Annotated in this window: 15 protein-coding genes and 1 tRNA gene; 10 read left to right on the top strand and 6 right to left on the bottom strand. The window is 61.7% G+C overall.

Going from position 1 to position 14,007, the window contains the following annotated elements:
* Positions 1–6: 6 nt before the first annotated feature.
* Both QHC67_RS00325 and QHC67_RS00320 read left to right on the top strand, forming a co-directional pair.
* Positions 7–97: transfer RNA gene (locus tag QHC67_RS00325), tRNA-Ser, on the top strand.
* Positions 98–413: 316 nt separating this feature from the next.
* Positions 414–1,037 (top strand): plasmid pRiA4b ORF-3 family protein, encoded by a 624-nt coding sequence (locus QHC67_RS00320; RefSeq protein ID WP_319289733.1) that lies wholly within the window; start codon positions 414–416, stop codon positions 1,035–1,037.
* On the opposite strand, the gene QHC67_RS00315 is transcribed toward QHC67_RS00320, so the two are convergent.
* From QHC67_RS00315 to QHC67_RS00290, 6 genes are read right to left on the bottom strand one after another with little or no spacing between them, the layout of a single operon-like run.
* Positions 1,038–3,239: an ATP-dependent RecD-like DNA helicase gene (locus QHC67_RS00315; RefSeq protein WP_319289731.1), complete on the bottom strand. Its 2,202-nt coding sequence runs from the start codon at positions 3,237–3,239 to the stop codon at positions 1,038–1,040.
* Positions 3,211–3,672, bottom strand: a complete 462-nt coding sequence (locus tag QHC67_RS00310) for a hypothetical protein (RefSeq protein WP_319289729.1) — start codon at positions 3,670–3,672, stop codon at positions 3,211–3,213. Before QHC67_RS00310 ends, QHC67_RS00315 begins: the two co-directional genes overlap by 29 nt.
* 8 nt (positions 3,673–3,680) lie before the next feature.
* On the bottom strand, positions 3,681–4,325 hold the full coding sequence (locus QHC67_RS00305) for a hypothetical protein (protein WP_319289724.1): 645 nt from the start codon (positions 4,323–4,325) through the stop codon (positions 3,681–3,683).
* A gap of 50 nt (positions 4,326–4,375) precedes the next feature.
* Positions 4,376–4,759: a hypothetical protein gene (locus tag QHC67_RS00300; protein ID WP_319289722.1), complete on the bottom strand. Its 384-nt coding sequence runs from the start codon at positions 4,757–4,759 to the stop codon at positions 4,376–4,378.
* Positions 4,756–6,075 carry a recombinase family protein gene (locus QHC67_RS00295; protein WP_319289719.1) on the bottom strand — a complete coding sequence of 440 codons (1,320 nt, stop codon included), beginning with the start codon at positions 6,073–6,075 and terminating at the stop codon, positions 4,756–4,758. Before QHC67_RS00295 ends, QHC67_RS00300 begins: the two co-directional genes overlap by 4 nt.
* Positions 6,072–6,530 carry a DUF2924 domain-containing protein gene (locus tag QHC67_RS00290; protein WP_319289717.1) on the bottom strand — a complete coding sequence of 153 codons (459 nt, stop codon included), beginning with the start codon at positions 6,528–6,530 and terminating at the stop codon, positions 6,072–6,074. Before QHC67_RS00290 ends, QHC67_RS00295 begins: the two co-directional genes overlap by 4 nt.
* Positions 6,531–6,973: 443 nt before the next feature.
* Between QHC67_RS00290 and QHC67_RS00285 the strand changes: the two genes are divergently transcribed.
* From QHC67_RS00285 to QHC67_RS00250, 8 genes are all read left to right on the top strand, one after another.
* Positions 6,974–9,106 (top strand): hypothetical protein, encoded by a 2,133-nt coding sequence (locus tag QHC67_RS00285; RefSeq protein WP_319289715.1) that lies wholly within the window; start codon positions 6,974–6,976, stop codon positions 9,104–9,106.
* A gap of 76 nt (positions 9,107–9,182) precedes the next feature.
* Positions 9,183–9,425 carry a hypothetical protein gene (locus tag QHC67_RS00280; protein ID WP_319289713.1) on the top strand — a complete coding sequence of 81 codons (243 nt, stop codon included), beginning with the start codon at positions 9,183–9,185 and terminating at the stop codon, positions 9,423–9,425.
* Positions 9,426–9,525: 100 nt separating this feature from the next.
* The gene (locus QHC67_RS00275; protein WP_319289711.1) at positions 9,526–10,248 is read left to right on the top strand and encodes a sigma-70 family RNA polymerase sigma factor; all 723 of its coding nucleotides are present in this window, start codon (positions 9,526–9,528) and stop codon (positions 10,246–10,248) included.
* Positions 10,249–10,333: 85 nt separating this feature from the next.
* Entirely contained in the window at positions 10,334–10,537 is a 204-nt protein-coding gene (locus QHC67_RS00270) for a hypothetical protein (RefSeq protein ID WP_319289709.1), read from the top strand.
* On the top strand, positions 10,534–10,842 hold the full coding sequence (locus tag QHC67_RS00265) for a hypothetical protein (protein WP_319289707.1): 309 nt from the start codon (positions 10,534–10,536) through the stop codon (positions 10,840–10,842). The genes QHC67_RS00270 and QHC67_RS00265 overlap by 4 nt, the downstream gene beginning before the upstream one ends.
* A gap of 59 nt (positions 10,843–10,901) precedes the next feature.
* On the top strand, positions 10,902–11,738 hold the full coding sequence (locus tag QHC67_RS00260; protein ID WP_319289705.1) for an ATP-binding protein: 837 nt from the start codon (positions 10,902–10,904) through the stop codon (positions 11,736–11,738).
* The gene (locus tag QHC67_RS00255) at positions 11,731–12,306 is read left to right on the top strand and encodes a hypothetical protein (RefSeq protein WP_319289703.1); all 576 of its coding nucleotides are present in this window, start codon (positions 11,731–11,733) and stop codon (positions 12,304–12,306) included. The genes QHC67_RS00260 and QHC67_RS00255 overlap by 8 nt, the downstream gene beginning before the upstream one ends.
* Before the next feature lie 10 nt (positions 12,307–12,316).
* Complete coding sequence (locus QHC67_RS00250; RefSeq protein WP_319289702.1) at positions 12,317–13,996, top strand: DEAD/DEAH box helicase; 1,680 nt, start codon at positions 12,317–12,319, stop codon at positions 13,994–13,996.
* The last annotated feature ends 11 nt before the right edge of the window (positions 13,997–14,007 follow it).

The raw sequence follows: 14,007 nt of genomic DNA, 5'->3' as shown, positions 1-14,007 counted from the left end.
CAATGCGGAGCGGTGGCCGAGTGGTCGAAGGCGCTCGCCTGGAAAGTGAGTATACGTCAAAAGCGTATCGAGGGTTCGAATCCCTCCCGCTCCGCCAAAATCTCAATGCGAATCAATGAGATGGACCTTATGGGGCATGAAAATCCCCAGCTTCCGCGCAGTTTTGCCGATCGCGACCGAACCTCAGAGACTGCCGAAAACGCCAAAATCGGTCTCTGATCGGCTTTTGTCTCTTTTCACCCGAACCCCTGCTGAAAAGGTTCGGTCTCCAGAAACGACGTAAATCCAAGGTTTTCTGGCTTTCGTTCAACCGAACCTTTTGCGCCCAATCTCGGCAGGCGGGCGGGAATGCAACTGGTGGTATCTGCCGGCGGCAGCAGCCAATAGCCACGCCATCTGCTATGGATCCCGGCATGACGACCCGCAGCGCCATCGACAGCTTCACTGAAATCGTCACCCTCCGCATCGAGCTTATGGGCTCCGACCCGCTGATTTGGCGCGTGGTCGAGGTGCCCACGTCCATCACCCTGAAGGTGCTGCACGACATTGTTCAGGTATCGATGGGCTGGTGCGATTATCACCTCTGGGAGATGGTGATCGACGGGAAGACCTACGGCCTGCCGATCGACGAGGACTTTGGCACTGCGCCCCGGAAGGTGGCAGATCGGGTTCGCTTGCGTGATGTGCTGACAGGCGACACCACCCGGATCGACTACATCTACGATTTTGGCGACAGCTGGGAGCACAGCCTCGTTGTCAGCGATGTCCGCCCAGGCGCGCCCGGAACTGGCTATCCTCGCTTCATTGCCGGTGAGCGCGACTGCCCGCCAGAGGACTGTGGCGGCATACCCGGTTTCGACGAGATGCTGGAAGCGCGGGTCGATCCCAAGCACCCCGACCATGCGGATGTCTCCGAATGGCTCGATGGCTATGACCCCGAAGAACTGGACGTGTTCCCGATCGAGGTCGCGCTTGGCCGTATCGCTGCCCGCCGCAATGCGGCTGCCAAGCGCATCATCAAGCCTGCGAATGATTGATCACGCGGAGCGCAGTATGACGTCCTCGGCAGCCTGAAGCCACTCATCGAGTTTTGACCACCGCCGCCGCCCGGACTCATTCTTGACCGCGATGGCGATAGCCTTGGATTGGCCGACCAGCACCACGAGCTTCTTTCCGCGAGTCACGCCGGTGTAGAGGAGATTCCGCTGCAGCATGGCGTAATGCTGGGTCATGACCGGGATCACGACGGCGGGGTATTCCGAGCCCTGGCTCTTGTGGATCGTCGCTGCATAGGCGGGCACCAGCGTGTCGAGTTCGCCGAACTGATAGCTGACCTCGCGGCCATCGAAGTCGACCAGCAGTTCGCCGTCGTCGGTGTCGACGGACTGGATGTAGCCAATGTCGCCGTTGAAGACGTCTTTGTCGTAGTCGTTCTCGATCTGCATGACCTTGTCGCCGGGGGCGAAGGTCCAGCCAAAGCGTTCGACCTTGGCAGTCGGATTGGGGTTCAGCGCGGCCTGAAGTTCGATGTTCAGCGATCGCGCGCCAACGCCGCCGCGGTTCATGGGACACAGCACCTGTACTTCGCGCACCGGGTCAAACCCGAACTTGCGAGGGATGTGCTTGCCGACGAGATCGATGATCCGCGGTACGGCCTGCTCCGGATCAGCGGCCGGCATGAAGTAGAAGTCGGTATCGCCTTCAACTTTGCCAAGTTCGGGGATGCGGCCGCGATTGATCTGGTGCGCGGTGGTGATGATCCGGCTTTGGGCGGCCTGGCGGAAAACCTCGGTCAGTCGGACCACCGGGACAGCATCCGACTGGATGATATCGGCCAAGACCTGCCCAGGCCCGACCGATGGCAACTGGTCGATGTCGCCAACGATCAACAGTGCGGCGGTATCCGGCACAGCCTTCAGCAGCGACTGCATCAGCATGACATCGACCATCGAGCTTTCGTCGATGACCAGCAGGTCGCATTCGAGAGGGTTGTCTTCGCCGCGCTTGAACCCGAACGCCTTGGGGTCGAACTCCAGAAGGCGATGGATTGTCTTGGCCTCCATGCCCGTCGCCTCGGTCATACGCTTGGCGGCGCGCCCTGTTGGTGCGCACAGAAGGAGATTGACGGACTTGGCCGCCAGGATGCGCAGGATGGAATTGACGATGGTCGTCTTGCCGACGCCGGGGCCGCCGGTGATCACTGTTACCTTCGAGCGTAAGGCAAGAGACACGGCTTCCCGTTGACTGGGAGCAAGGGTCAGGCCCGTGCGCCCCTCAATCCAAGGCAGGGCCTTTTCTGTGCCGATGGAGGCCCACGGCAGTTGTCCCTTGAGCAGCGACCTTAGCCGATCTGCTATGGCCTTCTCGGCATGATACAGCCCGCCAAGGAAAATGCAGTCGATGTCGCCGACAGTGTCAGCCACTACCGTCCGTTCCTCCAGTTCCAGCGCCAGCGCCGTCTCAATCAGCGCGCCATCAACCTCGAGCAGCTTGGCAGCCAGCTGTTTTAATTCGGTCACGGGCAGCCCACAGTGCCCTTCGCCCATGGCCTCGGTGAGGGCAAAGGAAATGCCAGCGCGAATCCGCACCATGGCCGTCTTCTCGATGCCCAGCTTCTCGGCGATCGTGTCGGCCGTGCGAAATCCGATCCCACGGATGTCTTTGGCGAGCCGATAAGGGTTGTCGCTCATCACCTGCACGGCATCGGCGCCGTAGGTCTTGAAGATGCGCACCGCGCGCGCTGTGCCGACCCCATGGCTGTGCAGGAACACCATGATCTCGCGAATGATCTTCTGATCTGCCCAGGCCGCAGTGATCTTGGCAGCGCGCATGGGGCCAATGCCCTGGACCTCACGCAGCCGTTCCGGGGTGGCTTCGATGACATCGAAGACGTCTTTGCCGAACATCTTCACGAGCCGCTTGGCGTAAACAGGGCCTATTCCGCGGATCATGCCGGAGCCGAGGTACTTCTCGATGCCTTCGATCGAGGAGGGCTCCGAGGTTTTCAGAAACCGAGCCCGGAACTGTAGGCCATGGTTCCGATCATTGGTCCATTCGCCGGACGCGGTGATCCATTCCCCGGCGGAAATCATCGCCGCGTGGCCTACGGTAGTGACCAGATCCCGGTGGCCGCGGGCTTTGACCCGCAGAACGCAAAAGCCGCTCTCATCGCTGTGAAACGTCACCCGTTCCACATGGCCAACCAGCACTTCAGACGTCGAGGCAGCCGGCTGGTTCATCGTAAGCGGCGGGGCTCCTGGACCTCTTCGGCGTCCTGCGTTGCCTCGTGCACCTCCTCACGGATGATCTTCTCGGTGATCTCAGAAGATGCGAGGTCAGCGCATCGCTCAGCTCCTCGAACTCGGGCCACAGGACCTGCCGCACAAAACTCGCGGGAGCGCGGATGAGGACAGTTTGGCGGTGCATGCGCGGATAGCGGAACGGTCGAACGCCGTAGCGGCGGCACAGGGCGATGAAGAGCTGACGCGACCAGGGATCCGGGATTGAAAACTTGAACTCCTCGGAGTTTTCTTTCCGGCTGGCCGACTCAAATTGTTTACGGATGCGGTCCGCCGCAGCTCCGGCAGCCGCCTTTTCACCAGCGGTTGCAGCGCCGGCGTAAAGCGCTTCGATCTTGCGCAGTTTCTCTCGCAGGCGGTCTTCGGATTGCATGAATGCCCTCAGTGCAAGGATGAGCGGGGCAGTTCGATGCCTGCCAGCATCTGCTGCCGCGCCCGCGCGCAGGACATCATGGCCTCATGGATCTCGGCCTCCATGATCTTTGTCAGCTCGCTTACGTGCTTGAATGTTGTCTCCAGCTGGGTTCGGCTTTCTGCTTGGATATCGCGAGCCACAAGATCCTCGATCCCGGCCATCATGGCGCGAAGTTCCCCAAGGTGCCCAAGCGCCTTGTGAGCGCGTTCCGGCAGATCCACTCGGTCGTGGCCATTGAACAGGCCTTCGACAAACCCCTCGAGTTCCTGCCGGCGGACCTGTGCGAGCCTGGCAAGGTTCTGGGCTGATGGTTCCAGTGCAAGACGCTGCAAGTGGAACGGGGCAGAGCGGCTGTTGTGCTTGGTCAGGCTGTTCCACAAGCCATTGACCAGCACATCGATCAGTTTGTTCAGGTCCTCAATGGAGTCGAAGGGCGGAAATTCGCCGCCCCACAGTCCTTTCAAAATCGGAAGCGGAGACGCATCGACGATCGGCGACGCAATCGCGCCCAGAAATCGTGTGCGGACTTCATGATAGGGAACCGGACACGCATATCTGTCGAGCAGGTCGCGGACGGTCTTTTCAGTCGGGGATTTGAACTTAGGCGGCATGGCTTCGCCCTATAGCACGGGACCGCCACCTCGCCAGATTGCGCCGAGGGCTATTCCGCCGGGAATACGACTCCCTTTTGCGCCACCCAAGGCAGATCCGCGATCGTCGACATGTCCTTCAGCGACACCGCCGGCGAGATCCGCGCAATCAGGATCTGCTCCAGCACAGCCGGGGCCAGGTAAGCCAGCTTCATCGTGCGCCTGATGAACGCGGGCGTGACCCCTTCGGCCTCGGCAATGTCCTGTATGGTTGCCAATGTTCCGCTTTCCAGTTTCCGCCGCCAGCTCCAGGCCTTGGCGATCGCCTTCAGCACATGCGGATCCACCCCGCCGGTGTCCGGCACCATCTCCGCTGGCGGCACGATCTTCGGCCGCCCGTTGCGCTTGCGGATGGTGAGCGGGATGAACACCCGCATGGTAGTGGGGGCACTCATGCTGCCAGCTCGTGCTTCGGGGTGACCATTTCCCGGATGATCGATCCTAGGCCCTCCGTGCGCAGGTCAACCGCAAGGCCATCGGCACTGACCGTGACCCGCTCGATGAGCAGCCGGGCGATCCGAGCCTGCTCGGCCGGGAACAGCGATTCCCACAGCCCATCGAACCCAGCCAGCGCGGTGACCACATCCTGCTCGTCTATGTCCGGTGCAGTCCGGCTGGCTGCCTCCATGGCCCGCGCCGCGATCTCCGGTGTGCGCAGCAGCGACCTGATGTGCTGGACGACGGCGCCTTCGACCATGCCGGCATTGAGCCGGACAAAGCTGTCGCGGCCTTCGCACGCCCGGTTCCGGATAGCGTCCATCGAAGTGTAGTATCGGTAATGTCGGCTGCCCTTTTTCGTCACCGTCGGCGTCATGGCGATGCCGCTTGTCGTGAAGATCAGCCCCTTGAGCAGCGCCGGGGTCTGGGTGCGGGTGTTGGCCGCGCGCTGCCGGGGGCTTTCCTGCAGGATGGCATGGACCTGATCCCAGAGTTCAGGCGTGACGATCGCCTGATGCTCGCCGGGATAGCTGGTGCCCTTGTGGACAGCTTCGCCGAGATAAACCCGGTTGCGCAGCAGCTTGTAGAGGAACCCCTTGTCGATCGGCTTGCCGCGCTTGTTCAGGGTGCCGTTTGCTACCAGTTCCCGGGTCAGCAGGGTCGCCGATCCCAGTTCGACAAAGCGCTGGAAGATGTGGCGGACCGTGGCGGCTTCGGCGTCGTTGATGATCAGCTTCCGGTCGACCACATCGTAGCCCATCGGCACGAACCCGCCCATCCACATGCCCTTGGCGCGGCTGGCAGCGAACTTGTCGCGGATGCGCTCGCCGGTGACCTCGCGTTCGAATTGGGCGAACGACAGCAGGATGTTCAGCGTTAGCCGGCCCATGGAGGTCGTGGTGTTGAACGCCTGCGTCACCGATACAAACGTCACGTTGTTGCGGTCGAAGGCCTCGACCAGCTTGGCGAAGTCCATCAGCGAGCGCGACAGGCGATCGATCTTGTAGACGACGATGACGTCGACCAGGCCGGCCTCGACATCTTCGAGCAGGGCCTTGAGGCCGGGCCGATCGAGCGTGCCGCCCGAGAACCCGCCGTCGTCGTAGCGTTCGCGCATGCAGACCCAGCCTTCGGCGCGCTGGCTGGCAACATAGGCCTCGCAGGACTCGCGCTGGGCATCGAGCGAGTTGAACTCCATGTCCAACCCTTCCTCGCTGGATTTGCGGGTGTAGACGGCGCAGCGCAGGCGGCGCCGGGGTGCTGTATCGGTCATGCTGCGTCCTTCCGTTCCCGTAGGCCGAAGAACCGGTAGCCGTTCCACTGGGTGCCGGTGATGTCGCGGGCGATGGCCGACAGGGATTTGTAGCGGCGCCCCTGCCAGTCGAACCCGTCTTTCAGCACGGTGATCACGTGCTCCGCGCCATCCCATTCGCGCACCAGCCGGGTGCCTATGACCGGGTTGCGCGGGTCTGAAATCACCGACCTCCTGACCTTCTTACCCTCGACCTCGTCGGCCAGGGCATCCAGCAGCTGGCGCGTGGGCTTGGTCACTCCACCAAAGGTCAGTTCCTGGATGCGGTAGGCGATCCGCTGTTCCAGAAACGACCGGCTGTTATTGGGTGCCGCCGATCCCATCAGGGTCTGCCATTCCGCCTTCAGTTCACCGACCGTCATCGCCTTCAGCGCGGCCAGCCTGGCCAGCACCTGCGTATTGTCCTGTTTGTGCATTATCGTCCTCCATTCCGGGCTTTTGCCCGCGGACGACTGACGCTCTTGGCCGGCGAGATTGCGAGTGAACTATCTCCGCTGTCAGCAGATATCGAACTGGACTGTTCGCGCAGGCGCAGGACGCCGGCAGCGAGGATGCGACCCAACTCGGAAAGCCGGGCGTCGGGCGTCATGTTTGAAGATGGCGTCGGCTTCGGGTGTTTCATACGGACGGCTCCAACAGAATGAACTTCACTCAGGAAAAGCCAGATGCCGTGCAGAATTGGGACATCACGCCGGAAATGAACGCCCTCGTCGCCGTTCCACTCCTTTCGACTGTATTTGTATCTTGTTTTGCTCGATTAAATCGGCAGATAATCATGCACTAAGATATTGAAAGTGCAGCAGGTAGGGGGGTCGGGGTGGCACGGTCATTGTTTCGCAGCGCGCCAGAGCTTTCGCGCTTGTTTGTCGAATCCCCAATCGAGCTGATTAGCGGATTCCTTTCACACTCTCAGTTTTCGCTATTTCTCGAAGAGGCGATGAAGGAAGTTCCTGTTGACGCCGATGAGCAAGCACGTCGCGATACCATGGCGGCAGCCATCACAATCCTGAAAGCTGACCGGACAAACCTAATAGAAATTGAGGCGCGGCGTGTCATGTTGATGACCGACAAGACGCCCGAAGCAATGCTGCGACGGCTCGGCGAAGATCCGCGGTTCGCCGCGAGCCAAGGCCTGAATGCGCAACGAGATGCCATCGCGAGGAGCCTCTGGGCATACCTCGAGACCCAACCTCTGTTCGAAGCTGCCGAACGAGCGATGCAGGTGCGGGTATATCGCGATCACGGAAAGCTCTACGAAGCCTGGTCGCTCGACGCGTCCATCCCTTTGGCAGCCCAAGGGGTTAATCACGAAGAACTTTCCGCCGAAATTGCGGATCGGTTGCAGCACGAAGACGGGTGCAAGGTCGAGGCAATCGACCTGCCTGCAGAGAACGGCGAGAGCCAGGACGTGCTTGTGGCGGTCACCTTCTTTGGCGCCTATGCCAGCCAGAAGACCGTGCGGCCGGACAAAACCACCGAGATACTTTACTTCCGACCGCCGGACGAAATGCTTCTCGTCTATTCGCAGGCACGCAGACGCATCGAGGTCTGCTCCCGCGATATGGTTGAGCGCAAGCTGGTCGCGAACATCTTCGCGGCCGACACTCTGAAGCACGACGTTTCCAACAAACCGCTGACGCAGAAGACATACAATCTTTCCCGCTTCAGGAGCTCGCTTAGGCTCCCGATCCCGGACGAAGAGGCACACCGTGTCCGCCGAGCGAATATCACGGAAGTCCAGGTGGCACTGGGTGGCTGGTCTCGAAAGGTCAGTCTCAGCGTTACGCCTGAGGACGACATCGAGGCGATTGCGCGCGCCGTTTTCGGTGCGATCATTCCGAGTTCAGGCGGTGGCTACGTAACCAAGGTGCGCTTTCACATCGAATATGTCGATGGACGCGGACGAAAAGGAACGCTGCAGTTCGATGTCTTCGGCCGCAACAAGTCCAACATACAGAGCGAGCGCGATCCCGCTAAACGGGAGTTGGGCTACGATCTTCTGGAAGCCTGGGGTGTACTGGAACGGATTGGCGACCTGTCGAAGCCTCAGCGCAAAGAGAAGCTCCCGCAGCTACTCGCGCTTTACGATTTCACGGATGAGAAGGCGTCGGGTCAGACGCTTGACGAGCTAGGCATCGGCGCAGCCGAGCTGACCGGCGCGGGGTTCCTGACCCGAAAGGGATGGTCCGATGTCATTCTGTTCGATGACGACGAACTCGGAGACGTCGTCCGTGATGTGGAGGGCGATAGCACCGGCGACGCGGCGACGTTGACTCTTATCGAAGGGGGGGCTGGGCCGCGTATCCCGGTCGAGGACGTCACGCAGTACGTGATCAGATTCGATTATCTGCGAGACGCCCTTCGTGATGTACTCAAGCCAATGGGGCTGAAAGGCCGTGTGCGTGAGGTGGCTAACCACGTTCATCAGATCGGGTCGGCACAGATCGGGCTGGCCACCCCCTCAATCTATCTCGCGCGGGCTCTGTCCGATGATAAGCTGCTCGAAGGCGCTGACCGCCTGATCCGCGGCGAAGGCAACCGTATTCGTGGCATTGTTTTCGTGCCGCAGGAAATCCGGTTCCCCTACATCGGTTGCAATGTCGTCCTGAGCCTGAAGGATCACATCGACGAAGAGACGGGGTTGATCGACCCGGAGGCCGTGCGGTCGGCGTATGAAGCAGCGATTGATCCGGCGGCGCGCGGCACCGCAGTGCATTTCCGGAAGCAGGGCGATGATGCGGCTCAGATTACTGTCCCCGGTCAGGATCCCCGCATCGTCACAGGAGCGAAAAAAGTAAAACTATTCGAACGTCTCTACATCGCCTACCGCGACCGAGAGCCGGGCGTGAAGCTTGCCGCGTTGAAGGAATACGCCGGTTTTTCCCAGCTTCCCCAGTTGTTTGGCGATGAGTGGAGTGAGGTCAACGGCCGCTATCTGTATTCGCCGCAGCGTGCCTATTGGGCGCTTTGCGGAGAGCCCATCTCCGTTTGATCTCCCTTTGGGGGGGCTGACCATCTCCGATTCGACCTAACAACAGGTGTGCTCCCTGAAACGAGGAGCACCCCCAATGACGACTCCCTACCTCTCGCGCCGCGTGGCCAATCAGAGCCACAGCACCGGCGCTACCCCTTCCACCACTGAACGCGAATGGCGCTGCAGCAGCTGCGCCAAGCTGCTCGGCGTCTGCCGTGACGGCCAGATGCACCTGCGCTTTGCGCGGGGGCACGAATACTTCGTGGGCTTTCCTGTGGTGGCGACCTGCCGTGGCTGCGGATCGCTGAACACGGTGACCGACACCGCTCTGCGCTGAGGCGCACAAACACCCCCAAATTCCCATAACGCAGAGGCGCTCGACGCCCTGACCTGGCTGGAAGGAGGCGCTGGACGCCCGGCCGCAAGGCAGGCGTCCAATGTCCTTCACGTGGCACGATTTCCACGGGAATCTCATGCATTCATCCTCCACCCTCAACTTCCAGCGCGGTTTCGCCACGGTGCGCTGCAGCCACCGGGAATTGACCCGTTTTGCGGATCCGGCGGCCTTGCTGGACCACCTGCATCGCGGTGATGCGCCCTCGGACAGGAAGAACGTCATCCTGGCCGGCCTGATCGAGAGCGCGAAGTCGAACGACCGCGCCGGCGACTGTGCACTCACGATCATGCTGTTGGCTCTGTGGCCCGGACTCGACGGCGTATTCCGCCGGTCACGAGCACGGCGCCTCGGGCACACCGATGAAGTCGCGTCCGAGATACTGGCTCGCGCCACAGCGGCGGTTCGGAACCTTGATCTTACGAAGGTCAACTGGATTGCCGCCACCATCCTCAAAAATGTCGAGCGCGATGTCCTCCGCGCGCACAACCGAGAAAACCTCCGGCAACAGCAACATGACGAATTCGACGCCGACATCCACGGCGGATCGATCGAGGTCGCCGATGAGGACACCCCTCCCGAAAAGCTGATTGCAGAACTGACCTGCCTGACCGGCACCGACGCCCGTCTGGTCATACGCGTCGTGGTCGAGGGCTGCACGCAGGCCGAGGCTGGCAAGGAAATCGGCCTGTCCGAACCTGCGGCACGCAAGCGCTTCCAGCGCGCGCTGAAGCGGCTGCGCGACCATGCCGAACAAAAATCCTGACCTCCTTGTCCCGTTCGGTGCGCGCCGTTGGCTTTTCAATTTTGGACGCACCGAGCGTCTCTCCAGAAACAGAAAGTCCCAGTTGATGAGCGATACGACTGCCATCCCGACTGAGCCTCTGAAGCGCATTCCCGGCCTCTACCGTCGCTGGGAATTGCCAGAAATCTTCAAGGTTCAGCGCCGGTACCACATCGAAGAGGCCGGCACGCACGCCGACGGCACCCCGCTGTTGGTCATCTACTCCAGCGAGCCTGAGGCTGATGCCCAGGGCAGCGATCTCCCCGAATGAAAGGTCTCGCCATGTTGTTCCCGAACCCGATCGCGCGCCTGCGCAAAGCCCATTACGCTCTCGAAGATCTGCCCGATACGGTCACGTTCCCCACGCATCCGGCCCGCGAGAGCGAGGACCCGCTCCCCCTGGTGGACGCGACCGTTGATGACATCGCCTTCGCGATCGTCGCGATGGAAGAGGAAAGCTCGAGGGCATACCGCCGCGGCTCGGCTCTGAAGCGCTTGTACCAGATGGCCCGCGAGGCCGGTGCGGCTGGTGTCGATCCTGCTGTGAAGGCGGCGCTGAAGAGGAGTGTCGGCTGATGACTCTCCCGATCATTTCAGCAGATCAGCGTCTCGCGGAAAGCCGCGGCATCAAGGGCGTGATCTTCGGCAAATCCGGTATTGGCAAAACCAGCCTGCTCTGGACACTCCTGGCCACGACGACCTTGTTTTTCGACTTGGAGGCCGGCGACCTCGCGATTGAAGGCTGGCCCGGCGACAGCATCCGTCCTCGCACCTGGGAGGAATGCCGCGACTTTGCCGTGTTCATCGGCGGGCCGAACCCGGCGCTGCGTGACGATCAGGTCTACAGCCAGGCGCATTATAATGCCGTTTGCGCCCGGTTCGGCGATGCCGCGGCGCTCGACCGGTACGAGACAGTCTTCATCGACTCGATCACGGTTGCCGGGCGCCTGTGCTTCCAGTGGTGCAAAGGCCAGCCCGAGGCATTTTCCGACAAGACGGGCAAGCCGGACATGCGCGGTGCCTACGGCCTGCATGGCCGGGAGATGATCGCCTGGCTGACCCACCTTCAGCACACCCGGACGAAGAATGTCTGGTTCGTGGGCATCCTCGACGAGAAGCTGGATGACTTCAATCGCAAGGTTTTTCAGCCGCAGATCGACGGGTCCAAGACCGGACTCGAGTTGCCGGGCATCGTCGATGAAGTCCTGACGATGGCCGAGGTGAAGGACGAGGCCGGCAACGCTTCGCGAGCCTTCATCTGCCAGACAATCAACCCCTGGGCCTACCCGGCAAAGGACCGGTCCGGCCGCCTTGCACAGGTTGAGGAACCACACCTCGGTCGCCTCATGGCCAAGATCCGCGGCCCGGTAACGCCAGCCATCGAACGACTGGAATTCGGCCTGCCTGCACTGCCGGCCACTGACACGCAATCCCCCCAAACTGACCTGAACAAGGAGACCCATCATGGGTAGCTGGAACGATTTCAACGACGCCAAACGGACCTCGAACATCATCCCCAAGGGCACGCTCGCCAAGGTTCGTGTGACCATCCGGCCCGGGGGTCATGACGATCCCAGCCAGGGCTGGACGGGCGGCTATGCCACCCGCGGCACCACCGGCTCAGTCTATCTGAACACCGAGTACACGGTGGTCGAAGGCCCCTTTGCCAAGCGCAAGGTCTTCAGCATGATCGGGCTCTACAGTGCCAAGGGTCCTGACTGGGCCAATATGGGGCGCGGCCTGGTGCGCTCGATGCTGAACTCGGCGCGCGGGATTTCCGACAAGGACAACAGCCCGCAGGCGCAGGCGGCCCGCCGCATCAGCGGCTTTGGCGATCTCGATGGTCTGGAGTTCATCGCCCGCATCGATATCGGCACCGACAGCAACGGCGATGACAAGAATGACATCCGTACTGCTGTGACTCCGGACCACCGGGAATATGCGGCGCTGATGGGATCGGTTGCGGCCGCGCCGGCAACCCCGGCGGCCCAGTCCTCCACCACGCCCGCAACCGGCGGTCGCCCCACTTGGGCTCAGTGAGGAGGCAGCCATGATCCTTCGTCCCCGACAGTCCCTTTTCGTCGAGCGCAGCCTGTCTGCGCTCGACACCCACGGCAACACGCTGGGCGTCGCCCCAACCGGCACGGGCAAAACGATCATTCTGTCCGCAGTCGCGGGCCAGATGATCGGCGACAGCCGCGCCAAAGCCTGTGTCCTTGCCCACCGGGATGAACTGACCGACCAGAACCGGGAAAAATTCTCCCGGGTTAATCCTGGCATGTCGACCTCGGTCGTCGATGCCGGCAGCAAGAACTGGGATGGCCAGGTCACCTTCGCGATGGTGCCGACCCTTTCCCGGCCGGCCAATCTCGACGCCATGCCGGCGGTTGACCTGCTGGTGATCGACGAGGCGCATCATGCGGTTGCCGACAGCTACCGCCGCATCATCGACCAGGTGCTGACCCGCAATTCGATGGCGCGCATCTTCGGGGTGACCGCCACGCCCAACCGCGGTGATCGCAAGGGGTTGCGAGATGTGTTCAGCAATGTGGCCGACCAGATCCGCATGGGCGAACTCATCGCCTCCGGGCATCTTGTGCGCCCGCGCACCTTCGTGATCGACGTCGGTGTGCGTGAGGATCTCGACCAGGTCCGCAAAACGGCCGCCGATTTCGACATGGGCCAGGTCGATGCCATCATGAACAAAGCGCCCGTAACCGACCAGGTCATTGCGCATTGGCGGGAAAAAGCCGGCGACCGCCAGACGGTGGTGTTCTGCTCGACCGTCTGCCATGCCGAAAATGTCGCTGCCGCCTTTACCGCAAATGGCATTGCTGCAGCGGTCGTGCACGGCGATCTCGATGACGCCGTCCGGCGCGCCACCCTTGCGGCCTATGATGCCGGTGACATTCAGGTGGTCGTCAACGTCGCGGTACTGACCGAAGGCTGGGACCATCCCCCGACCTCCTGCGTCGTCCTGCTGCGCCCCAGTTCGTTCAAATCGACGATGATCCAGATGATCGGGCGTGGCCTGCGCACCGTGAACCCGGAAGAATATTCCGGGATCGTCAAGACCGACTGCGTTGTCCTCGACTTCGGCACATCGACATTGATCCATGGCTCGCTCGAACAGGACGTCGATCTTGATGGCAAGCAGGCCACCGGTGATGCGCCGTGCAAGGAATGCCCTGAATGCGGCGCTGTCGTCCCGGCCGCAGTAATCGAATGCCCTCTGTGCGGTCACATCTGGGAAGGCTCGGCGCGTGATCCCGCCGAACCGCTGGGCCAGTTCATCATGGCCGAAATCGACCTGTTGAAGCGGTCGAGCTTCGAGTGGGTAGATCTGTTCGGGGACGATGCTGCGCTCGTCGCCAACGGTTTTCACGCATGGGCCGGCGTCTTTTTCCTGAACGGCCGCTGGTACGGCATCGGCGGCCAGTCCCGGAAACCTGCACATCTGCTCGCGGTGGGTGAGCGCAGCATCTGCCTTGCCGCAGCCGATGACTGTCTCAACACCTATGAGAGCGACGAATCCGCGCACAAGAGCCGAAGCTGGTTGCGGCAGCCGCCGACCGATAAACAGCTGGCTTTCCTGCCGCCTGCCTATCGCACCGATTATGGCCTGACGCGTTACCACGCCTCCGCGCTGCTCTCCTTCCGTTTCAACCAGTCAGCCATCCGCAGCCTCGTAATGGGCGCGGATCCGCATGCTCTGCGGGAGGCAGCATGATGGACAAGACC

The organism is Sphingobium sp. (genome assembly GCF_033795625.1).
Taxonomy (GTDB): domain Bacteria; phylum Pseudomonadota; class Alphaproteobacteria; order Sphingomonadales; family Sphingomonadaceae; genus Sphingobium.
The sequence above is the reverse complement of the archived record's forward strand: the minus strand, read 5'-3'. Positions and strand labels throughout refer to the sequence as shown.